Raw genomic sequence first — 21,886 nt, 5'->3', positions numbered from 1 at the left:
AAGATATTTCCACTCATCCACTATATCATATAAAAAGACAAGTTGCAAAAAAAATCTGCTGATTTATTTTAAAATCTCAGCCCTTTTGGAAAGCCATTTTTAAGCGTTCCAGATACAATTTTTGCGAAACCAAGACCGTTCCCCTGAACTGCTACCTGATACCAGCCATTAGCTAAATCCTTGGACACAGCTATTGTTTGTCCAGCAGTGTAGGACGAGAATTCTTCTAAGCTGATTTCCACTCGATTTTTAACCTCCGAACTATGGAGTGCTAGACCTAAAGCAAAACTTGGTTCAAATCTTTTTTTCTTAAACGTCCCCAAGTGAAGGCCATTTCGAGCAATCTTTACTTTTGATAAATCAGGAAGGCCATGTGGCAGTAGATAGAGATTGTCGCCAAAAACCTGCAGTAAACCATCCAATTGAACCTTTAAATGCTTCTGTTCAAATTCTTTCCAGAGAGCTTGCTGTTCTCTATTCAAATTGGATTTTCCTGGTTTTAATTTTTTCTGACTGGCTTCCCCTAGAAATCTAAATTTGGCAACGAACTGACCTTCTCCTGCAAAATGGTGGGGATACATACGAGCAACTTCTGTATAGCCGATTCCTTCTACCATTCCATTGATTTTAGGAATGTCTATCAGTTCCAAATCATATTGTTCTAAGAGCCAAGTCACTACTTCTTCATTTTCCTCTGGTGCCCAAGTGCAAGTAGAATAAATCAATTGACCACCTGGAGCCAACATGTTCAAGGCCGATTCTAAAATCTCTCTTTGCAAGCTTGCACATTGTGCTGGATAATGTTTGGACCAATATTGAATCGCATCGGGGTCTTTTCGAAACATCCCTTCACCTGAACAGGGAGCATCTAGGACAATCATATCGAAATATCCTGGAAAGACCTTTTCCAAGCAGTCTGCTGATTCATTTGTTACAACAACATTCCTCGCTCCGAAACGCTCAATATTTTCAGCCAAGATTTTTGCTCGTTTGTTGGAAATTTCATTACTAACCAAGAGCCCTGTATTTTCTAAGTATGAAAGCAAGTGAGTAGACTTTCCTCCCGGCGCTGCTGCCAAGTCCAATACTTTCATCCCTTTTTCCGGAGCTGCAATCTGACCGACAACCTGTGCAGCTGGCTCTTGTGAGTAGACTAAGCCAGTTACATGTTCTGGAGACTTTCCTGAGACCTTACCATAGTATGACCAAGTCATATTAGGGATTGGTTGCTCAAAGTCCAATTGGCTTTCTTTGAGAGGATTTGTGCGAAAGCCTGAGATTGGGTCTTGTTCGAAACTCTCAAAAAATGCTTGGGCTTCACTACCAAGCAAATGATTATATTTATCTATAAAATCCTGTGGTAATTGCATTAGAATATATACCCCTTCACTTCCTCAAGATGGGATTCTGATACTAGCATGACAAACTCTCGCTTATCATAGGCCAGACTCGGACCATCAAAACTTAACATGACTAAACCTAAAGAAGAACCAATAATACTGGCTGCTGCGTAGTCCCATGGGCACAGATAAGAAGCATAGGCAAATAATCTTCCTTCCAGAACGTGGGCAAAACCAATTCCAGCACTTCCTACAGATCTTGTACCTAAACTTTGATTTGCTAATTCTGCCACTCCATGTGCATTGGCTGCATACAACTGTGCATTGATTCCTATCAAACTCTGGCGAAGAGGGTGCAGCTCTGGTTTCTTTAAGCGCTCTTGATTGCAATAAACAGGGAATGAATCTCCTCCATGGAAAAGTTTGTCTCGCATGACATCATAAATGATACCGAACTTTCCTACTCCATTTTCAAAATAGGCAATCATAATGGCAAAATCAGTTTTCTGAGCAATAAAATTTGTGGTGCCATCAATTGGATCAATAACCCAAACATTTCCCTCATGAATAGAAGAAACATCTCCACCTTCCTCACCTAAAATCCCATCACCTTGATAGCGAGATTGAATCTGTTGAGTCAGCATTTCTTGCACTTGTTTATCAAGGTGCGTTACCAAGTCTGTAAAGTCACCCTTTTCTTCAATCTGAAGATCATCATGTAGATGCTGTCGGAGAAAATTTCCAGCCTCCAGGACAATCGTTTGGGCAAAGTGATACTTAGTTTCCAAAACGAATAACTCCTTTCCCCTTATCTCGAGCAGCCTTAACAACTCGATAGGTTGAATATCCAGAAACTGCTTCAAAGTCACGATCAATTTGACGTTCCTGTCCCTTACTTTTAACAACATCTTTGAAGCTTTTATAACTAGCTAATATAGCTACCGCATCTGCTCCTTTTTCATAAGCTGCCTCCACCTGATTCAAAAAAGAAAGCACGGAGGAAATCTCCTCTGTGCTCCACGAAAAATCAAGTGGATATGAATAATTTTTGTTCATATCTTTTATCCTATTTCTGCTCGTAATGTGGCATTTCTCAATTCTTGTTTGCGGTACTTGCGCGGAAGAAATGCACGAATTTCATCTTCGTTAAAACCAATCTGCATCCGCTTCTCGTCCAAAATAATCGGACGTCGTAAGAGACTTGGATAGGTTTCAATTAACCCAATAAGTTGCTTCACAGAAAGCTCATCAACATCAATATCTAGCTTCTGAAAAACTTTTGAACGGGTAGAAATCAAATCATCTGTCCCATTTTCTGTCAATGCTAAAATGTTCTTCAATTCCTCAGCAGTTAGAGGGCTAGTCATAATATTGTGCTCAATAAAAGGGACTTCGTGACTTGTCAGCCAAGCACGAGCTTTACGACAACTGGTACAACTCGGTGACAAAAATAAAGTAATCATGTCTTCCATCCCCTCTAAAAACATTTTTCTTCTTATATTATACTCTAACTTAAAAGAGTTTTCAATAGTAAATCTAATCTCTTCCCTGTAATTTTTCCAAAGATTCTATTTTTTTCTCTAAGCGTAGCAATATTTCGTTTTGTTCATCAATTTTCGCCATCAAGGTATCCAACTTCGTTTCACGCTCTGTTTCAGAGAAAAAACGAGTTATCGTGGAGGTAACCATACCAAAAGTACAAATACCAACCAACATCAGGAGGATAGCTATAATTTTAGAAATCGTATCTTGGGGGACAATATCTCCATACCCTACAGTTGTCATCGTTACAATGGACCACCAAAGTGCATCGAAGAATGATTTCCCTTCAATCACTGATAATAAGACACTTGCAACTAGCACCGCTGAGATATTTAACATCAACACTTTGGATAAACTGTTGGTATGCAAAAGCTTGTTGATTGTATCCCAGAATCGATTAGACAGGGCAAATATTCTCGTTACTTTGACCAATCTGAAGAGTCGTGCAAGTCTTCCCAAGCGAAGAAAACTGAAGAATGAATCAAATGGAATAATGGCAATTAATTCCAAGATATGCCCCTGTACATATTCAAGTATGTTATCCGCATAATAAAGCTGAGCAAAATAATCGCAGACAAAAATAAACCACAGGAGCCAATCCAGTACCCGATAACCACTAGAATTGGCAATACTAGCATCCATTAATTCAAGTACGATAAGAAATACATAGACTACAGCTATGTAGGTCATAGCCTTCTCGTAAAAAGGATGACGAATCAATCGTTTAAGCATATTTCCCCCATTGCAAGGCAAATTCCTCATCAGATTTCATCTGCTCCATCAAACCTTCAATCCCATCAAATTTGACCATATCTCGAATTTTTTCAAGCCAAAAAATAGTTATTTTTTCTCCGTAGATAAAGCGGTCAAACCCAAAAATATGAGCTTCTATCCGCATCTCAGTTCCATCAAAGGTCACATTTTTTCCAACGCTTGTCATAGCTCGATAGCGTTTTCCATCTACTTCAACATCAGCGACGTAGACTCCCTCAGATGGTAAATGGACTCGGTCAAAAGGAGCCAGATTTGCAGTCGGATAACCAATAGTGCGCCCTCTGGCATCTCCATGAACAACAATTCCCTCCGTCATAAATGGATAACCTAAAAGTTGATTTGCTAGAGAGACATCCCCTGACTGGATAGCCTGACGAATGCGAGTTGAAGAAACTTTTTCTCCGTCCAGGCTCACTTCACTTACAATTTCTACCTGACCATCAAATAGCTCTGTCAAATCTTTGACATCTGCTCTGCAATTTCCAAAATGATAGTCGAAACCTGCGACCAAAATCTGGGCATTGAGACCTTTGATATAGCGATCCAAAAACTGCTGAGGAGTATTATTAGCAAATTCACTAGTAAAATCAGTCAAAATAAGATTATCAACACCATATTTTTTCAATAAGAGGTAGCGTTGCTCTTGACTAGTCAAATGCAGTAAAAGTTCTGGGCTAAAGCGAGAAAAAGCCAACCGAGGTGACTCTGGAAAGGTCAATACAGTTACTGTCAAACCTCGCTCATCTGCTACTTTTCTTGCTCGATCAAGTAAAGCCTTGTGCCCAAGATGAATCCCATCAAAGTAGCCTAGTACTAAAACCGTCGGCTCCTCTTGATTCAATTCACTATAATCTTTAATTGTTCTAATGTTCATGTTTTCTATTTTATCACAGTTATTGAGAAATTTCTTAGACCAAAACCTTGCTCGGTTTATACAGCTGGTCGCGTTTTTCAAAAATAGCAATCAACTGACCATCATGAAAGCCTGCTAAGCGCTCTGCTTCTGCATCCAATTCTACAAATCGACCAAATGTAGCATCTTGCACCTGCTCTTCTTTCAATTCTACAACAGGTAAATCCCCGATACCACGTTCAATAGGTTGGAGAAATGAAAAATCATTTTCAGCTACCAGCGAAGAAATTTCTTCCAAAGTCAAGGCGTCCGCTAGGTCCATTCCTGCTGACCCAGTTCGTTCCAACTTAGACATGTGACTGGCGTAGCCTAACTTAGCCCCTAAGTCAACAGAAAGAGTACGGACATAGGTGCCCTTTCCACAACGAACTCGGAAGGTAAACCGAGCACAGTCATCTGCCAATTCAATAGGGCTGGTACGTTCAAAACTATATATGTCAATTTGGCGTTGGGGACGTTCGACTTCTTCACCCGCCCGTGCGTATTCGTATAGCTTGCGGCCATTTACTTTAACGGCGGAATACATAGGCGGAATCTGGGTAATAGTACCGACAAAACTAGCCATAGCCTCATCAACTACCTGCTCTGCTATGTCCAAAACCGGTGTCCGCTCAACAAGGTCGCCAGATGCATCTTCTGTCGTGGTCGAGTAGCCAATGGTAATCTCCCCCTCGTAGATTTTCCCCTCGTCCTGCATATACTCAATCATACGAGTAGCCTTGCCGACTGCAATTGGCAGAACCCCTGTCACATCTGGATCTAGCGTCCCACCGTGTCCAATCTTCTTCTCCTGCAGAATCTTTCGGAGTTTAAAAACTGCATCATGCGAGGTCATCCCCGCCTCTTTTTTTAAATTAATAATTCCTGAAATCATGTTTTCATTATAACACAAAGGACCGCTCTTGTGGGCGGTCCGGTTGGAAACTTGATGAAGTATAGCAAATTACATCTGCCTCACTCTTAACAAACGATTTGCACGGAAACGTCGCAAAAAATTCGAGTGAAAGACGGTAATATCCGCAATACCAATGAAGAATAGGGAAAACAGAAGATTTTCGGCTGAAAAATCCAGTAGAAAACGGATTGAATATGCCCCCCCCTAGTCAAACGGATACAATTATGACCAATGGAATACTGACGACGGCCTTAGTTTCTCTCTGTAGTGCCTTTTTCCACTCCTCATTTTCCCAATCTTGAAACTCTTCCAGTGGGATACCTAGGTACTCATCCTTTATCCACAAAGCAATCACAAAATGAAGAACAAATACTAAGACACTATACAGCAAGATATTCTGATTGTTGGTTTCGAAAAATCTTATTTTTTCGATATTGTTCAGTAAAATACAAAGTAACATAGCCAAAGTGATTCCCAACCATATTGATATTCTCCTCGGAGCGTATTCTTGCTGACTTAAATATACTTTTTGGGTTTCAGAATCATAAAATAGGCTTTGCTTTCCTAATCTACCAAAGACAATCATTGTTTTGGTTTTGAGCATCATTCCCTCCAACATGTACTCAATCGTGCGATGTCATGCCCGCTTCTTTTTTGACGTTAATAATTCCTGAAATCATGTTTTCATTATAACACAAAGGACCGCACTTGTGGGCGGTCTGGTTGGATTAAATTTCCCGATGAAAATCGCTGTCAATTTCAAAAAATGGTTGGATATTTTGGACGTATTCCAAGACGCCCTGAAACTCTCCCTGGTCATCACGCACGGCCTTATAGACCACATAGACAAACTTGCCCATACTCTCAGACTTGAACCACATGGTCACCTGGTCTTTTCGCCCTGTGCAGAGCAATTCAAAAATCTTCTTGACCTTGTCTAAGATTTTGGGTGGATGGCAGAGCTCCACATGACGTCCAATCTGGCTCGGAGTACGTTTGAAAATCATGTCTTCAACAGGGTGGCTGTCATTATAATATTGGAAAATGCCATCATGTTCATTGCTATCTTCCTAGTAATCCATCCAATATTTCAATCAATTTTTCTTTTTCCTGACTCTCATTTGTTTTAAACCTGATTAGGGGGATGTTGCATTTTTTCAAAATGTTATCCTTCATAATATCACGTTCAAACTGCTTAGAATTACCTTTGTGGAATGCATATCCATCTACTTCTACAGCTAGTACAGGTGCTTTGGTAAGTCTATTGATTATCAAAAAATCAAGGTGCGTATTTCCATGCCTTGCATACTTCGCTTCCACTTCTGTTAGTCGAGTAAAATCCTTCACAAGATTATGCAGTTTATAGTCATGTATAACATCTAGACTATTATATTTTTCATCGCTCATAAATACTTCCTTAATCCGATGATACATTAAATTCTCAGAATCATATCGCGATATCCGTTTTCGTTTTCTAAAATATTCCTCCTTTTCTTGCTCATACTGTTTGTATAAGTAATCGAAGATGGAATATACAGGGCTCTCTCTTACTTCAAAATTATTATATTGTATATATCCCAATAAATCACTAATATTTTTATCTAATGATTGCTCATTCCCAGTCATGACAAGAAATAATTTATTTTTAGCTCTTGATATCGCCACATTTAGTAAGTACGGATCATCCGTAAAACGTGTTATGCTGTTATCAACCGTGGAGATGATTATCGTATCTTTTTCTTTTCCCTGAAACTTATGGACTGTATCGCTTTCCAAATCATCAATTTGCTCTTGCAACTTCTCTTTCTGCTTTCGATAAGGCGTGACAACTCCTGTCCGCTCCCGATAGATTTCATAATTTGGAATAACATCTTTCAGAATTATATCAATCTCTCTCTGACTATAGTGATCACGAGCGTGATTTCCCTTAGGTGTTCTAATAGCCTGAAGAACATCTTTTTCCCCTTTATCACCTGTCATAATCACTAAGTCACCATTATAAAACTTTTGATTGCAGAAATTGATAATTTTGGGATGACATCTATAATGCTCTCGTAATAGCGTTTCTGGAATATTCGGAATCACTTTTAGTACCGATTGAAGAAAACTGTTTGTGTATTCATAACCACTATGAACACCGTATTTATGGAAAAGCTGAGCACTACTTTCTTTGACATCTTTTGTGACAATATGCGGTAGCTGTTTACTATCTCCAACAACTACAACATTTTTAGCACAGGATAATGCTAGTGCCCCAGTTGTAATATCCACTTGTGAGGCTTCATCTATGATTAAATAATCATAGGTAATATTCTTTCCTAAACTTGTTGTTGATGAAAATGTTGTACTAAGAACAATAGGATATTCTAGAAGAACTCGTTTCGATTGTTCCCTTAAATCTTCCTTTGTAAACTGTACTCTATTTCTTCCATTCCCATACTTACTAACTAGAAAATTTTTGAAAATCTTTAATGAATCACTGGTCAAATTGTTTAAAACTTCCGTACCATTTAAGTGAACCAATTCTTCTTGAAGAGTTTCTAATTTATTCCTTATTTCTGTTTGTTTATGCTGGTAAAATAGGTTCTGAAATTGTATTGTCAAATCAGATAATTCTTGTTTATAAAGTTCCCAGTTTTTAACACCATATAATAAAAAGTTTTTTATCTTAAAAATTAAACCTAACCTTTTATTCTTTTTATAGAATTCCTCAAATTCATTCCAAAGCTTAAATAACTTCTTAGCAGAATATAGGTTTAATTCTATAGGCGATATATCTATGTGCTCAAAAAAATCCTTGAAATGATGATATTCCGTTTCTAGTTCTGAGAGTTCTTGTCTCAGATTAGCCACTTCTTCCTGAATTTCAAAAATACGAGGAAGCCTACGAATCTTTTCATTTAATTCCTTATCAAGACTTTCCATACCATTATCTTTTAATCTCCAAGAAGAAAAATCAGGGTACATACTATACTGATTGAGAATAAAATTATTTTTATTTTTTTCACTTCCAAGGTAAGCCACGGGAAAGTCAAGACCATAGTTCTTCAGTTTTTCGTAAATATTATCAATGGCTGCATTATTATTAGAAACAATTAGAACCGTCTTATTCCGTATCACTATATTAGCTATAATATTCAGAATCGTTTGTGTCTTACCAGTTCCAGGAGGTCCTTGAATGACACTAAATTGATTTATTAGGGCATTTTTTGTTGCTTTATATTGACTATTATTGCAACCAAAAGGGAAAATCAGTTCCCCATGAAGCGGCAAGTTATTCTTCTTACTGGGACTTAGATAGCTCGCTAAAGCAACTGTTTTGTCTACGTAATCCAATTCCTCATACCTTTTTAACAAGAGCAATTGATCAGTCCCAGAGTTTCTCAGAGGATTCAGCTTAGATAGTTCTGTCAAATAACTAAAAACATGACGATTATTTGAATGTGTCAATTCATTTTGCCGTATTTCTAGGTCTCTCCCCATATATAATTTTCCAGTGCCATTTTTGTAGCGGATGATATAAGCTCGTGAGTGCGTTCCATTGAATTCAACAATTGACTCAATATTATTTAATAAAACCCCATCTTGCCTTCTATAAACTCCTATCTCTGAAGGATTCAACTGTTTGGAAAACTTCAGCACCTCAACTCTCTGCATATTGTAGCGATAAGGTTGGACATTATTTTTAAAATAAATTTCAAAGTAGAGCCTCCCTTTGTAACGAATCGATTGAAGCGATTCGATATTTTCTGACTTGTCCTCTCCATCAATCAAAATTATTTTTCTATCTTTCACCATATCTCCACTCTCACTTTCAATCTTAATCTTCCTCCCCCCTCAACGCCTCAAACTTGGCTTTCATAGTTGGATTATTGCGGGTTAGTTTTTTGACGGAGACATCGTCTAGTTTATTATTGGCTAGGCGAAGCTGGTTTTCGCTAGTGGTCAGGGCTGCCTTGACAGCTTCCATTCGCTTGATTGCCTTGTCGATTTCATCAATAGCCTTTTGGAAATTGTTGCTGGCCGATTGATAGTTTTTTGCAAAAGCATTCTTGAAAATTTCCAAATCTTCTTCAAAATGAGTAATATCGATATTCTGCTCCTTAACCAAGGCTAACTCCTGCTGGTATTGCAGACTATTAAGCGCAGCATTTCGTAAAATTCCAATTAATTGGATAAAGAACTGTGGTCGAATAACATACATCTTCTCATATTCATGACTAACATCCACAATCCCTGTATTGTAATAGTCATTGTCCGCCTCTAGCATGCTGACTAATACAGCATATTCGCATTTTTTCTCCCGACGGTCCTTATCCAACTCCTTAAAGAAATCAGCGTTTTTATGCTTGGTCTTGGTCGTATCTGCCTCGTTTTTCATTTCGAACATGATGGAAATAAATTCCAAGCCCGACTCGTCAAAATCACGGAAGATGAAATCTCCTTTTGAACCGGACGCTGATACTTCGTTGTCCTTCGCAAATTTGGCACGTGGAAAAGCATAGGAACGAACCTTGTTAAACTCCGCCTCAGCAAACTGCTCCAAGCTCTCACCGATCGCCTTAGTAGACTGCTGGGCCTTGAAATTTTTGTAAAATTCCACCTGCTCATCCGCCGCCTTGAGCCGCACCTCGTACTCCTGACGAGTGGTCGCCAGGGCTAACTCTTGCTTTTGTTCCTGCAAAACCAAAGCATTTTGTGCCGCATCCCGCTCTTTTTCCACCTGAGCTACCGCCTGCTGCAACTCCAAGTCCTTGGCAAGACCGATTTGCCCCAACTGAGCCTTAAGCTCTTGGATTTCTTGGTCTTTTTGGGAAATAGCAGAGCTGATTTCCAGTTCCGTCTGACTAGCAAATTTATCAAGTTTTGCGGTCAGTTCCAGAATCTCCTTATCCTTATCACTCAATCTAGCCTGCAAATCATTTTCAGCCTTCTGGCTTAATAATTCTCGTTCCCGCTCCAATCGTTCATGGATTTCCTTGTCAAACTCCGCACCACGCACCTGGGCTAAAAGCTGACTATATTCTGTTTCATTGACCTGAAAGGCCGTCCCACAATGGGGGCAAGTAATTTGATGCATATGCTCTCACTTTCTTCTTTTCAAATAAGATATTAATTTATGTAAAACCGTAGCTACTCCCAGCGCCAATAAAAAATAAAAGAAACGAACCGCATTTCTAGCATCTGGAAGCGATAGAGCCCAAAGGACAAAAATCGTTATGGCAGTCGGCCATCTCCATCCCCAGGTCATCTTCCGTTTGATAAACCATTCCATCCAATCTTCATTAGAATCAAACCGTGTTTCATAATATTCTTCTTTCAGTTGTTCCCACCACTTTTTCATAGTAGCCTCCTTTCAAATCACAGACCTTCTAATTCAAGCTCCAGAAAAGTCCTCCACTTTTCCTGCAAGGGTTGACGTACAGGCGGCTCCTGACCTTCTAAGACTTTTTTGATACATTCATTTTGCACCAACCAGCCTGTCATGTCTTTTTGAGCATTGGCAAATTCATTACCAAAATCTTCTGGAATTCGTTCTTCAAAAGTAATCAAGGTCTGATTTTCTAGCTGAGACAGTGTAAATGAAACTATTGCTGAATCCCACCTGTAGGCAATTTTCTCATTTTTTCGGTATTCCAGTAAATCCATAACTTCACGGAATCCTTCCATTTCAAAAACCAGCGTATTTCCTACAATGTTTAACTGTGGAAACCAGCGGGCAAAACCACTATCTGTCGCCAACAAGTCCCAAGCTTCTGCCAAACTAGCTGGAACAGGGTAGGAAATAGTTAACAGATACATCTCGGACTCTTTCTGAACACTAATCTTCATACATAACTCCTCTTCTATTCCCCTATTATACCAAAAAATACTGGTCCATAACCGATATTTCCATTGTCTCTATTCTTTAATCATAATCAAGCATGAGTGCTATTCATTCCAGAGGATCGAAAAACGGTATCTTGAAATCTGAATTATTTTTTATAACATCTTTCATAGACAGTACTTACCTTTGTTTATCTGGCTCATACTCCATGTTTTGTATCCCCTAGCAATGTTAGACTTTCCTGCCACATAATGAACATTGTCATTTTTGCAACACTTCTATTTTTTATACTTTCATTTCAACTATCCGCTACCTAATTTATTTTATCATATAGAATAGAGTTTAGTATTTCAATCATTCCTTTCTCATTTTATGCTATACTAGATGTATTGAAAACAAGGAGGTTTATATGGTTAAACTAATCGCTCTTGATATGGACGGAACCCTCTTAAATGAGAAAAAGGAACTGATGCAGCCACAGATTGATGCCATCCATCAGGCTGTTGAAGCAGGCGTCAAGATTGTTCTCTGTACTGGTCGGCCCTTGGCTGGTGTTAAGCCATTCGTAGAGCAGCTCGGCTTTGACACCGAGGAAGAATTTATCATTGTCAATAACGGCTGTTCAACCCATTCGACAAAGGATTGGAGCCTGATTGACTGGGAAGAACTATCTATCTCTGATATTGATTATCTTTCCACTTTTATTGAAAATGATGATGTGCAAATTTCTCTCTTTGACGAGGAAGACTACTTCGTTCTTGCAGAAAAAGCCAATGCACGCGTTAATTTAGACGCAGGTTTGGTAGGAATGACTCCTCAACCAATTGATTTAAAAGAAGCCAAGTCAGGTCAGCATCGCTTCTTTGAAGCCATGTTCGTCGGTGAAAAAGAGCATATTGATGCCTTTGAAAATCAACACAATCCTGTACTCAGCCAAGGCTATTCCACCGTTCGTTCACAGGACTATCTCTTGGAAATTTTACCAAACGGTGCAAGCAAGGCAACTGGTTTGAAAAAACTGGCAGACCGCCTCGGTATCCTTCCTGAAGAAATCATGGCTATGGGAGATGCCAACAACGACCTGGAAATGATTGAATTTGCTGGACTTGGTATTGCCATGGGCAACGCTAACGAGCAGGTCAAGGCGATTGCCCAGGACATCACAGACACCAATGAAAACAACGGCGTTGCCAAGGCTATTGAAAAACATATTTTGAAAAAATAAGGAGACAATATGAAATACCCAACACTCTTAGACCGTTTCTTGGTCTATGTCAAAGAAAATACTCGCTCAGATGAAAATTCGACAACCACTCCTTCTACCCAAAACCAAGTCGAGTTTGCACAGAATATCCTTCTGCCTGAAATGAAACGCATCGGCTTACAGAATGTCCACTACCTGCCAAATGGTTTTGCTGTGGGAACACTGCCTGCCAACGACCCAAGTTTGACGCGTAAGATTGGCTTCATCGCCCACATGGATACGGCGGATTTCAACGCAGAAGGTGTGAATCCTCAGATCATCGAAAACTACGACGGCAACCCAATTGCCTTGGGAACTTCTGGCTACGAATTGCATCCAAAAGACTTCCCACAACTTGCCAACTACCAGGGTCAAACCCTGATTACCACAGACGGTACCACCTTGCTAGGTTCTGATGACAAGTCAGGCATTGCAGAAATCATGACTGCCATTGAATTCCTTGTTCAAAACCCTGACATCAAGCACTGCGAAATCCGTGTGGGCTTTGGTCCTGACGAAGAAATCGGTGTTGGTGCAGACAAGTTTGATGTAGAAGACTTCGATGTGGACTTTGCCTACACTATGGACGGTGGACCGCTGGGCGAACTCCAGTACGAGACCTTCTCAGCAGCAGGTGCCAAGATTGATTTCCTTGGACGCAATGTCCACCCAGGTTCAGCAAAAGACCAGATGATTAATGCCTTCCAGTTGGCTATTGACTTCCACAATGCCCTTCCTGAAGCAGACCGCCCAGAAAAAACTGAAGGGTATGAAGGTTTCTTCCACTTGATGAACATGGAAGGTAGTGTCGATACTGCTTCTACCACCTACATCATCCGTGACTTCGAGGAAGAGGATTTCCTTGCCCGTAAACAGCTCATGCTGGACATCGCTGAAAAGATGAATGCCAATTTTGACACTCCACGTGTCATTGTCAACCTACATGATCAGTACTACAACATGAAGAAAATCATCGAAAAAGACATGACCCCAATCAATATCGCTAAAGATGTCATGGAAAATCTAGGCATCAAGCCACTGATTGAGCCTGTTCGCGGCGGAACAGACGGCTCTAAGATTTCCTTCATGGGCATTCCAACGCCAAATATCTTCGCAGGTGGTGAAAACATGCACGGTCGCTTCGAGTTCGTCAGTCTCGAAACCATGGAAAAAGCTGTCGATGTCATTCTCGGAATCGTCTCTTATAAATAATCTTTCAGTCGGTTTTCTTTGGAAAATCGACTGAAAGATTATTTTTCAAAAAAATGCACATTTATCTTGTATTATTGAACTAATACTGATATAATAGAACTATAAAAAAGAAATGGAGTTTTATTATGACAGAAGAAACATTAGCACAGGGAATTCTCATTGGCATTTGGGGTACAACACTACTATTTTCATTTATTTGGTATATTCTTGTTGCTATTTCCAACTACATCCTCTTCAAAAAAGCAGGCTACGCTGGTTGGAAATCATTGATTCCAATCTACAATCTCTATATCCAACAATGCATCACCTTTGGCTATGAAAAAAGATGGTTCATTCTATTCTTACTGATTCCACTAGCAGGGCCATTATATGGCATCTATCTCGTTTACAATTTTGGTCGTAGCTTCGGTTTATCAGCTGTACAAGCTATCTTCTATGTTCTTCTTACACCTATCTTTAACCTCTACATCGCCTTTAATGACGGAAGTCGTTACCAAGGTCCACAAGAATTCTTTATTGACTAATGTAAAACAAAGCCTCTATTCAGCTCAGAAAAGGGGCTTTTTACTTTTTTAAAAAATATATAAAAAATTTATATAATCACTTGATTTTAGCAAAACATAGGTATATAATTTATATATAAAATAATTATATATAGCCTTTCAGTTTACTTTTAATACTCGCTCCAACTATCTGGGAGATAGTTGGAGGCTGGAAATAAAGCGAACAAAGTTCGTTTCAATTTCTGTAGGCTGTACTAGCGTACGGCAAAGCAAGTTAACAAAGTAGTAAAAGATAAACTGGATGGCTATAAAGATAAAGAGGTGAGTTTATGTACTACCCCGTATCCTCTATCTTGATTGAATTTCTGGTCTTAGCCATTGTAGAAAAGCAAGATTCCTATGGCTATGAAATCAGTCAGACCATCAAGATAGTTGCTGATATAAAGGAATCCACACTCTACCCTATTTTGAAAAAATTGGAGAAGGCTGGCTATGTCACCACCTATACCCAAGAATTTCAAGGGAGAAAGCGGAAATACTATACCATCACTCCTGCTGGACGTGAGCACATCCCCTTCCTGCAGGGTGAATGGAATAGCTACAAAGACCATATTGACGGAATTATAGAAGGGAGCTTACGAAAATGACACGCGCAGATTATTTGAACCAACTGGAACAAGCATTATTTCAACTTCATCCAAGTGCCAGACAGGAGGCTTTAGACTACTTCAATGAATATTTTGACGAAAAGGATAACGACGAGGAAGCTATTATAGAGCTAGGAACACCTGATGAAGCAGCAAAAGAAATTATTGCCAATCTACCTGAAGATGCCCTAATCACCGAGAAAGACCAAGCAAGTCCACATTCATCTAAACCATTTGATTTCAACTTTGATTTTGATTTTCAATTTGACTGGGAGAATTTTTTCAACAATTTCAAACATTCAGCCTATCAAGCTAGGGAAAGAATTGAATTGACGGCGAAGATTGAAGAATTACCTGATTTTTCAAATCTACAGATTATTCTCGAAGACCAGGCTCTTAGTGTTCAAAGTTACGACGGAGAAGTTGTCTTATTGCACAATCCTGTTTCAGAAGATGGCAGCTACCAGGCTTTTGACTATCAACTAGTCCAAGATAGTTTGTACCTATCTAGCAAGCCACTCCCAGACCACCTCTACTTCTCAAACAATCAAACCAGCTCTGCTATTCTCAAAATCCCTAAAAGACTCCTGCCCCTTACTAGTCTCAATCTGAGAACGACAGATAGCAGTCTGACGATGGCGGCTGTGCATGCGAGCGAACAGCTAGTCATCAATGCTGAAGATAGCAGCATCAGCATGACGAAACCGAACTGTCCAAGCTCTGCTCTACGGTTAGAAGACTCTACACTAACTATCTCAGATGGACAGCTGAGCGAGTTAAAATTGGAAGCCAGCGATGCTGTTATCACTCTCTCAAGCATGAGCCTTTCACATGCAAGGATAACATTAGAAGAATGTGTCTGGAAGTTGAAGGATTTTGTCCTTGAAAAGAGCCTTAACTGCCAGGCTGAAGATTCTGTCCTAACCTATCAACCAAGTACAGACATCAGTTTGGACATCTGGGAGGAAGATTCTAGCCTTAAACTTCCAAAGGATAAGGCGTTTACAATGATGAAAGAGGGTGACATCACTCATCTCAGCTACAAGCAAGAAATTAGCCCTGCTCAGCTAGTTATTCATTGTCAAGACTGCCAACTAAATGTGGGATAAAATAAAAGAAACTCAGATATTTTAAACATAAATACAAACCTAAAAAGCCCTCCTGACGGAAGGCTTTTTAACTTATTTAAACAACAAAATGGAAATCAGTGCCAAGATGGCTGGTCCACCTTGGGTCAAGATGATTTTTGGACTTGAAGTCACAGCTCCATAACCTGCTGCTCCAATAACGAACAAGACAAAAATAGTTGTCACTTCAAGGTTTCCTGTGAAAATTCCATACAAGAGAAAGACAGCCAACAAACCATTGTAAATACCTTGGTTTTTGAAAAGTGTCGTCACAGACTTCCGTTGCAATTCATCCTTTGTCATATTAAAGACACGACTAGTAGAGTCTGAGTGGGTCGCAAAGGTTTCCAAGTACATGATATATAGGTGCTCAATAGCTACGATACTAGCTAGAATAGTGGTAAAAATAGACATAATGTCTCCTCTCAAAATATTATATAGGTAGATTTTGCAAGCCAATCAACAGTTTATCAAGAGTGGCTAGGAATTGCTCGCTCTCCTCAACAGTTAGAATCTGATTCATCGAAGCTTTAATAGCTAGGTGGTGAGCAGAAGGACTCGTGACTAGCGCTTCCCTAGCCTGCTCAGTTGGCCAGACAAGTACTTCTCTCTGATTGTCAGGATTTCGCTTGCGAATGATATAGCCGCTCTCTTCCAACAATTTGAGATGACGTGTAACCGCTGCGCGGTCTATCTGAAGCCTCTCCTGCAAAGCCAACTGATGCAGGGGTGCATCTTTTAATAATGCTTGCAATATTGAATAGCGTGTCAAACTGATTCCCAACTGCTTTTCAAAAAGATTGGAAATCGTCTCATCTGCCACTTTCAGTCTGTATAACAAATCTTCCATTTCTTGCATTATCTACCTCTTTTGATTGATTAATCAATCATTGATAAGTCAATTATACTACAATCCGAACAATTTTCAACTATTTTGCCTATCTATTAAAAAAATATGTTGCCTACACCTATATTTTGTTATAATTAAGAAAATAACTAGCAGAGGGATGGGACTTACTTATGGAAAACACTCCTAGACTAAACTTGGTCATAGATGTGCTCATGCTCGCTGGTGCCATTTTGGCACAAAGCGGTGCAGAAATTCACCGAGTTGAAGATACCATGATTCGGATTGCACATTCACAAGGAATTGAACGGGCCAATGTCCTTGCCATCCCTGCTGCTATCTTTTTCTCCATCGACCATACGAATATTTCGCGTATGAAACGCATCGTAAATTCAAATTACGACATGCAGAAAGTTTGTGACGTCAACCAAATCTCCCGTTCCCTAGCCAATGAAGAAATCAGCCTAGAAGACGCTTGGAGCCAATTAAATGCAATCAAACAACAAAAGCCACCTTATAACAATATCCAAATAACCTTAGCTGCCGTAGTAGCCGCACCATTTTTTACCATTATGTTCGGAGGTTCTCTTTTAGATGCAGCAGGTGCTGTCCTCGCAACGGCTTTGGCTTTCCCTATCTCACTGATTGTCGAACGCTACGTTGGAATTGATTTTGTTACCACCTTCGTTGGCGCCTTTATCTTCTCACTTACCTCTTACTTATTAAGCGCAACCACTACTCTCCCTATTAATCCCAACTTAATTAACGCAGGGGCAGTCATGCCTTTTGTACCAGGGATTGCTTTTACAAATGCTGTAAGAGACCTTATGACCAATCATATCAATACAGGGATGACTAAATTTTTCCAAACAGCGCTTATTATCTTATCGCTCGGTGCAGGTACAACTGTGGCCTTTATGCTTGTGAGGTAATCTATGACACCAGTTAACTTCTTATTACAGGCACTCGCCTCTTATATCGCTATCGCAGCCTTCTTAATTGTTCTCAATGTTCAAAGAAAAATGCTGGTCCCTGGTGGACTCCTAGGCATGCTAGTCTGGCTCATCTATCTTTCATTATTAGGACCAACTAATGTACTGATTGCAACCTTCCTAGCAGCAATTATCGGATCTTGCATTAGTCAAATCATGAGTATTTTGCTTAAAACACCATCTGTTATTTTCTCACTTGCTATCCTAGCACCGCTTGTTCCAGGCTATCGAGCCTACATGACCACGACTTATTTCGTTTCTGGTGACCACGCTCAAGCCCTAACCAATATCACTACCGTCTTAACTTTAGCCTTAGTCATTCCCATCGGTATGGCCAGCGGAACAATATTATTACGCCTTTATAAGGTTCTTCGAACAGGCAAAAAAACAGCCTAACCCCTTGAAAATAAGGGGCCTTTTTGTTAAAATGAAAACTTATCAAAGGAGATGCTATGAACCAAAACGTAACCAATTTAAAACTTGCTGAACGTGGTGCCTTGCTATCTATCGGTGCCTATATTATCTTATCAGGTATCAAACTCGTTGCAGGACAGCTCTTTCATTCAGATGCCTTACGAGCAGATGCCTTCAATAATATTTCTGATATTATCGGTAATATCGCTGTACTTATTGGACTAAAAATGGCACAGAAACCAGCTGATACCGATCATAAATTTGGACACTGGAAAATGGAAGATTTAGCAAGCTTGATTACATCCTTCATCATGTTTGTCGTTGGTTTCCAAGTACTCTATGATACCCTCCAAAAACTAATCAGCAATTCTTCTATCGAAGTAGACATTATGGGGGCCATTGTCGGAATCTTTTCTGCACTAGTTATGTTAGCTGTTTATTTATATAATAACCGCTTGGCAAAAAAAGTACGTTCCAAGGCCTTAGAAGCAGCTGCCAAGGACAATCTATCCGATGCAGTCACTTCCATAGGAACTTCTATCGCAATCTTTGCTGCGGCTTTCAACTTCCCTATTGTCGATAAAATTGCAGCCATCATCATTACCTTCTTTATCCTAAAAACAGCCTACGATATTTTTATGGAAAGCTTCTTTACCCTATCTGATGGATTTGATGAAAACTTATTGAAAAAGTACGAGGAAGATATTCTCAAACTCCCAAAAATCGTTTCTGTCAAATCACAACGTGGTCGGACTTATGGAGCCAATATCTATCTTGATGTTGTTTTAGAAATGAACCCAGACTTATCCGTTTATGAAAGCCATGAAGTGACTGAGCAGGTTGAGCAACTCCTAACACTCAAACATGGAGTTTTTGATGTGGATATTCACGTAGAACCATCTGAAATTCCACACGATGAGATGTATGAGCATGTGTACGATAAACTCTTCCGTTTTGAAACAGAGATACAAGCTCATGCGAATGGGTATGAAGAATTGATTGACGACCAGTATCTCTTAATTGATGCCAAAGGCCGCTATCGAAATAAAACTCAGATGCTTGCCGGCCACCCCATCCAAACGACGTATTTATCCAATTACCAAATGACCTCCATAAGCCAAAAATCAAAATTAGTTACGTTTGAAATTGGTGATTATGTTCATACGTCACTTTGGCGCCGTCATGAAAATTGGACTGTTATTTTCCACCAGATTTCAAAAAAACAAGCCTAGTCGAATGACTGGCTTTTCCTTTACCTTAAATTTTGGTTTTATACTCAATGAAAATCAAAAGTAGCCTAGGAAACGAAGCCGAAGATAGAACTGGAGTTCATCAAGGCAAGGTGACAACGGATAATTTTGATTTTCGAAGAGTATTAAAAAAAGAGCGCATGGCTCTTTTTCTTTATATTATTAGTTTTTTACTACATCGGTTGCAACATCCTCACCAAACCATTTTTGGGAGATTTCTTGAAATTTACCTTCTTTATATAATTCAGCAAATGCCTTATTAATGTTTTCTACGAGTGTAGTATCTGATTTACGAGCACCGACTGCGAAGGCTTCATTTTCAAAACCTGCATCAATGATGTTGTAATCTGCAATAATTCCCTCTTGTTGCAAGTAATAATTTGCATACACACGGTCAATCAAGAGGCCATCAATGCGATCGTTTTTCAAGTCAATCAAGGCTTCATTGAAGGTCGCATACTGACTTGCATCGTTATTTTGAACAATATCTTTCAAAATAGCTGGTTGTGATTCAAATACTGAGTAACCAGATGAACCTGCTTGCGCACCCAAAATCTTATACTTCATATCAGATACTTGGCTAATATTGGAAGATTTTTGGGTTACAAGAACTTGTTGGTTATCCATGTAGGGATTTGTGAAGAGAACTTTTTCCTTACGCTCATCTGTAATAGAATAACCATTCCAAATTAAATCAATATTCCCGTTATTCAATTCGGTTTCTTTCAAGTCCCAGTCAATTGGTTGCCATTTTACAGTAATTCCATATTTTTCAAAGACTGCATTAGCCAAGTCAATATCGAAACCTGTGTAAGAACCATCTGTCTGTTCAAATCCCATTGGAACAAAGGTCTTATCAAAGCCAATCGTAACGGATTTTTCAGACTCGTAGGCTGTCCAATTATCAGACTTAGTAGCCGAATCATTGGAGCCACAAGCAGCAAGAGTTAAAGAAGTTACAATAGCAAGAGCTCCAAGCATCATTTTTTTAATATTCATCATCATATTTGTTCCTTTTCTTAGTGTTTCGGTTCAATTTTGATGATTTCATCTGCGATATTCTCAGCAAACTGCATATCATGGGTGACCACAATTTGCGTGATTCCAGTAGCCCTATTTTCAAGAATCAGTTTCTCAACTTCTTTTCTTAATTCAGGGTCTAGGGCCGAAGTTGGTTCATCATAGCCGATAATCTCAGGATCAATCATCATCGCACGCGCCAAAGCCACACGTTGTTTCTGTCCGCCCGATAATGAAAATGGGTAGGCAGTTGCGTGGTTAGCAAGTCCAAGAGTATCCAAGAGTTTAAGGGCCTTGTCTTCCGCCTCTGAACGCGACATATTTTGCGTTTTCATAGGAGAGAGAACCAAGTTTTCCAATACGGATAGGTGCGGGAAAAGCTGGAAGTCCTGGAAGACAAAGCCCAGCAAATGTCGTTTTCCCAACTCCTCTAATGGCAGTTCTTGACCATTATACATCAAAGTTCCTGAATCAATAGTCTCTAAACCAGCCAACATCCGTAAAAGAGTTGTCTTACCACCGCCAGATTGACCAACGATGGCAACAATTTTCCCTTCTGGAATGACCAAATCATAGTTGGAGAAAATCTGTTTATCTTCAAAGCGTTTTGACAAATTGCGTAACTCTAACATGACTTCCTCCTATCTATAATAATCAAATTTCTTTTCTACTTGTTTCGAAATCAGTGTTACCGCACCGATCATCAATAGGTAGATTGCACCTGCGATAAACATAGGCGCCAAGCTGGCATCACGATTGGCAGCAGTACGACTAGCCAACAACAAATCGCTAACCCCAAGTGCATAGACCAAAGAAGTATCCTTTACCAAAGTCATGACTTCATTGAAAACACTTGGCAGGACAATTTTCACGACCTGTGGTAAGACAATGTAGCGAATGGTCTGAACAGGGGTAAATTTCAATACCTTAGCCGCTTCATACTGACCTTTTGGAATAGCTTCAATACCACCACGGAAAATTTCAGAGAAATAGGCCGCATAGTTGAGCGTAAAGGCCAGAATCACTGCAGGCATTCGGTCAAATGTAATACCCACACTTGGTAAAACGTAATAAACAAAAATTAATTGTAAAAGCAAGGGGGTTCCTCGCATAATTAATACATAGAAATGCAATAACCATTGTAAGGGTTTAAATTTAATCTGCATTAAAAAAGCGAAAACAGCTCCTAATGGCAAGGATAATATCAATACTAGAAAAAATACTTGCAAGGAGACTGCTGCACCATTTAGTAGACTGGGCAGAACTTCCAAAACATAATCCATAGAGCTCTCCTAAAAGAATTATTAGGTTCTAGTATATCAAAAAATATCCTTAATTTC

General features: G+C 39.5%; 25 protein-coding genes and 1 pseudogene. 8 read left to right on the top strand and 18 right to left on the bottom strand.

The genetic code is table 11. The features are described from left to right. Positions 1-68: 68 nt before the first annotated feature. From K5Q22_RS04730 to K5Q22_RS04670, 13 genes and pseudogenes are all read right to left on the bottom strand, one after another. Complete coding sequence (locus tag K5Q22_RS04730) at positions 69-1,370, bottom strand: RsmF rRNA methyltransferase first C-terminal domain-containing protein (protein ID WP_205013641.1); 1,302 nt, start codon at positions 1,368-1,370, stop codon at positions 69-71. Beyond that, positions 1,370-2,128, bottom strand: a complete 759-nt coding sequence (locus K5Q22_RS04725; RefSeq protein WP_205013642.1) for an inositol monophosphatase family protein — start codon at positions 2,126-2,128, stop codon at positions 1,370-1,372. The genes K5Q22_RS04730 and K5Q22_RS04725 overlap by 1 nt, the downstream gene beginning before the upstream one ends. After that, positions 2,118-2,396: a UPF0223 family protein gene (locus K5Q22_RS04720; protein ID WP_024379624.1), complete on the bottom strand. Its 279-nt coding sequence runs from the start codon at positions 2,394-2,396 to the stop codon at positions 2,118-2,120. The genes K5Q22_RS04725 and K5Q22_RS04720 overlap by 11 nt, the downstream gene beginning before the upstream one ends. A 5-nt stretch (positions 2,397-2,401) precedes the next feature. Then, positions 2,402-2,803, bottom strand: a complete 402-nt coding sequence (locus tag K5Q22_RS04715) for a Spx/MgsR family RNA polymerase-binding regulatory protein (protein WP_024381367.1) — start codon at positions 2,801-2,803, stop codon at positions 2,402-2,404. 73 nt (positions 2,804-2,876) lie between these two features. Beyond that, positions 2,877-3,614: a potassium channel family protein gene (locus K5Q22_RS04710; RefSeq protein WP_105211956.1), complete on the bottom strand. Its 738-nt coding sequence runs from the start codon at positions 3,612-3,614 to the stop codon at positions 2,877-2,879. Continuing rightward, on the bottom strand, positions 3,607-4,530 hold the full coding sequence (locus K5Q22_RS04705) for a bifunctional riboflavin kinase/FAD synthetase (RefSeq protein ID WP_205013643.1): 924 nt from the start codon (positions 4,528-4,530) through the stop codon (positions 3,607-3,609). The genes K5Q22_RS04710 and K5Q22_RS04705 overlap by 8 nt, the downstream gene beginning before the upstream one ends. 34 nt (positions 4,531-4,564) lie before the next feature. Then, the gene (gene truB, locus K5Q22_RS04700; protein ID WP_205013644.1) at positions 4,565-5,443 is read right to left on the bottom strand and encodes a tRNA pseudouridine(55) synthase TruB; all 879 of its coding nucleotides are present in this window, start codon (positions 5,441-5,443) and stop codon (positions 4,565-4,567) included. A 229-nt stretch (positions 5,444-5,672) separates the two neighbouring features. Next, entirely contained in the window at positions 5,673-6,068 is a 396-nt protein-coding gene (locus tag K5Q22_RS04695; protein WP_205013645.1) for a hypothetical protein, read from the bottom strand. A 124-nt stretch (positions 6,069-6,192) separates the two neighbouring features. Further along, positions 6,193-6,516: pseudogene (locus K5Q22_RS04690) on the bottom strand (PAS domain-containing protein); the annotation flags it as partial. 10 nt (positions 6,517-6,526) lie between these two features. Next, entirely contained in the window at positions 6,527-9,262 is a 2,736-nt protein-coding gene (locus K5Q22_RS04685) for an AAA domain-containing protein (RefSeq protein WP_239514845.1), read from the bottom strand. 22 nt (positions 9,263-9,284) lie between these two features. Beyond that, positions 9,285-10,544, bottom strand: coding sequence for a DUF2130 domain-containing protein (locus K5Q22_RS04680; protein WP_205013647.1), 1,260 nt, complete (start codon positions 10,542-10,544; stop codon positions 9,285-9,287). A 6-nt stretch (positions 10,545-10,550) separates the two neighbouring features. Then, entirely contained in the window at positions 10,551-10,808 is a 258-nt protein-coding gene (locus K5Q22_RS04675; RefSeq protein WP_002940881.1) for a hypothetical protein, read from the bottom strand. Between the two features lie 17 nt (positions 10,809-10,825). Further along, positions 10,826-11,296 (bottom strand): ATPase, encoded by a 471-nt coding sequence (locus K5Q22_RS04670; protein WP_205013648.1) that lies wholly within the window; start codon positions 11,294-11,296, stop codon positions 10,826-10,828. 404 nt (positions 11,297-11,700) lie between these two features. Here K5Q22_RS04670 and K5Q22_RS04665 point away from each other — a divergent pair, with 404 nt between their 5' ends. The 5 genes from K5Q22_RS04665 (at position 11,701) to K5Q22_RS04645 (ending at position 16,005) form a co-directional block, all read left to right on the top strand. Then, complete coding sequence (locus K5Q22_RS04665; RefSeq protein ID WP_205013649.1) at positions 11,701-12,516, top strand: Cof-type HAD-IIB family hydrolase; 816 nt, start codon at positions 11,701-11,703, stop codon at positions 12,514-12,516. A 9-nt stretch (positions 12,517-12,525) separates the two neighbouring features. Beyond that, entirely contained in the window at positions 12,526-13,746 is a 1,221-nt protein-coding gene (pepT, locus tag K5Q22_RS04660) for a peptidase T (RefSeq protein ID WP_105134505.1), read from the top strand. A 125-nt stretch (positions 13,747-13,871) separates the two neighbouring features. Further along, a complete protein-coding gene (locus K5Q22_RS04655) occupies positions 13,872-14,270 on the top strand; it encodes a DUF5684 domain-containing protein (RefSeq protein ID WP_012028234.1) in 399 nt (132 codons plus the stop codon). A gap of 308 nt (positions 14,271-14,578) precedes the next feature. Then, entirely contained in the window at positions 14,579-14,896 is a 318-nt protein-coding gene (locus K5Q22_RS04650; protein WP_002940906.1) for a PadR family transcriptional regulator, read from the top strand. Beyond that, complete coding sequence (locus tag K5Q22_RS04645; protein ID WP_205013650.1) at positions 14,893-16,005, top strand: DUF4097 family beta strand repeat-containing protein; 1,113 nt, start codon at positions 14,893-14,895, stop codon at positions 16,003-16,005. Before K5Q22_RS04650 ends, K5Q22_RS04645 begins: the two co-directional genes overlap by 4 nt. 72 nt (positions 16,006-16,077) lie before the next feature. On the opposite strand, the gene K5Q22_RS04640 is transcribed toward K5Q22_RS04645, so the two are convergent. Further along, positions 16,078-16,437 carry a DUF1304 domain-containing protein gene (locus tag K5Q22_RS04640; protein WP_044680741.1) on the bottom strand — a complete coding sequence of 120 codons (360 nt, stop codon included), beginning with the start codon at positions 16,435-16,437 and terminating at the stop codon, positions 16,078-16,080. A 19-nt stretch (positions 16,438-16,456) separates the two neighbouring features. Next, complete coding sequence (locus tag K5Q22_RS04635) at positions 16,457-16,882, bottom strand: MarR family winged helix-turn-helix transcriptional regulator (protein ID WP_024406937.1); 426 nt, start codon at positions 16,880-16,882, stop codon at positions 16,457-16,459. A 161-nt stretch (positions 16,883-17,043) separates the two neighbouring features. On the opposite strand from K5Q22_RS04635, the gene K5Q22_RS04630 reads away from it, so the two are divergent. The 3 genes from K5Q22_RS04630 to K5Q22_RS04620 are packed head-to-tail and all read left to right on the top strand — an operon-like array spanning position 17,044 to position 19,508. Further along, the gene (locus tag K5Q22_RS04630; protein WP_105179505.1) at positions 17,044-17,802 is read left to right on the top strand and encodes a threonine/serine exporter family protein; all 759 of its coding nucleotides are present in this window, start codon (positions 17,044-17,046) and stop codon (positions 17,800-17,802) included. 3 nt (positions 17,803-17,805) lie between these two features. Further along, positions 17,806-18,258, top strand: coding sequence for a threonine/serine exporter family protein (locus tag K5Q22_RS04625; RefSeq protein WP_024400719.1), 453 nt, complete (start codon positions 17,806-17,808; stop codon positions 18,256-18,258). 56 nt (positions 18,259-18,314) lie between these two features. Then, a complete protein-coding gene (locus K5Q22_RS04620) occupies positions 18,315-19,508 on the top strand; it encodes a cation diffusion facilitator family transporter (RefSeq protein ID WP_024406935.1) in 1,194 nt (397 codons plus the stop codon). A 180-nt stretch (positions 19,509-19,688) separates the two neighbouring features. On the opposite strand, the gene K5Q22_RS04615 is transcribed toward K5Q22_RS04620, so the two are convergent. The 3 genes from K5Q22_RS04615 to K5Q22_RS04605 are packed head-to-tail and all read right to left on the bottom strand — an operon-like array spanning position 19,689 to position 21,829. Beyond that, a complete protein-coding gene (locus K5Q22_RS04615; protein WP_205013720.1) occupies positions 19,689-20,519 on the bottom strand; it encodes an amino acid ABC transporter substrate-binding protein in 831 nt (276 codons plus the stop codon). A 26-nt stretch (positions 20,520-20,545) separates the two neighbouring features. Continuing rightward, positions 20,546-21,178, bottom strand: coding sequence for an amino acid ABC transporter ATP-binding protein (locus K5Q22_RS04610; RefSeq protein ID WP_009909533.1), 633 nt, complete (start codon positions 21,176-21,178; stop codon positions 20,546-20,548). Positions 21,179-21,187: 9 nt separating this feature from the next. Beyond that, entirely contained in the window at positions 21,188-21,829 is a 642-nt protein-coding gene (locus tag K5Q22_RS04605; RefSeq protein WP_002940990.1) for an amino acid ABC transporter permease, read from the bottom strand. Between the last annotated feature and the right edge of the window lie 57 nt (positions 21,830-21,886).

Origin of the sequence: Streptococcus sp. 2018162 (assembly GCF_019754175.1) — a bacterium.
GTDB classification, from domain to species: Bacteria; Bacillota; Bacilli; order Lactobacillales; family Streptococcaceae; genus Streptococcus; species Streptococcus hashimotonensis.
Note: the sequence above shows the minus strand (reverse complement) of the source record. Positions and strands in the feature narration are given on the sequence as shown.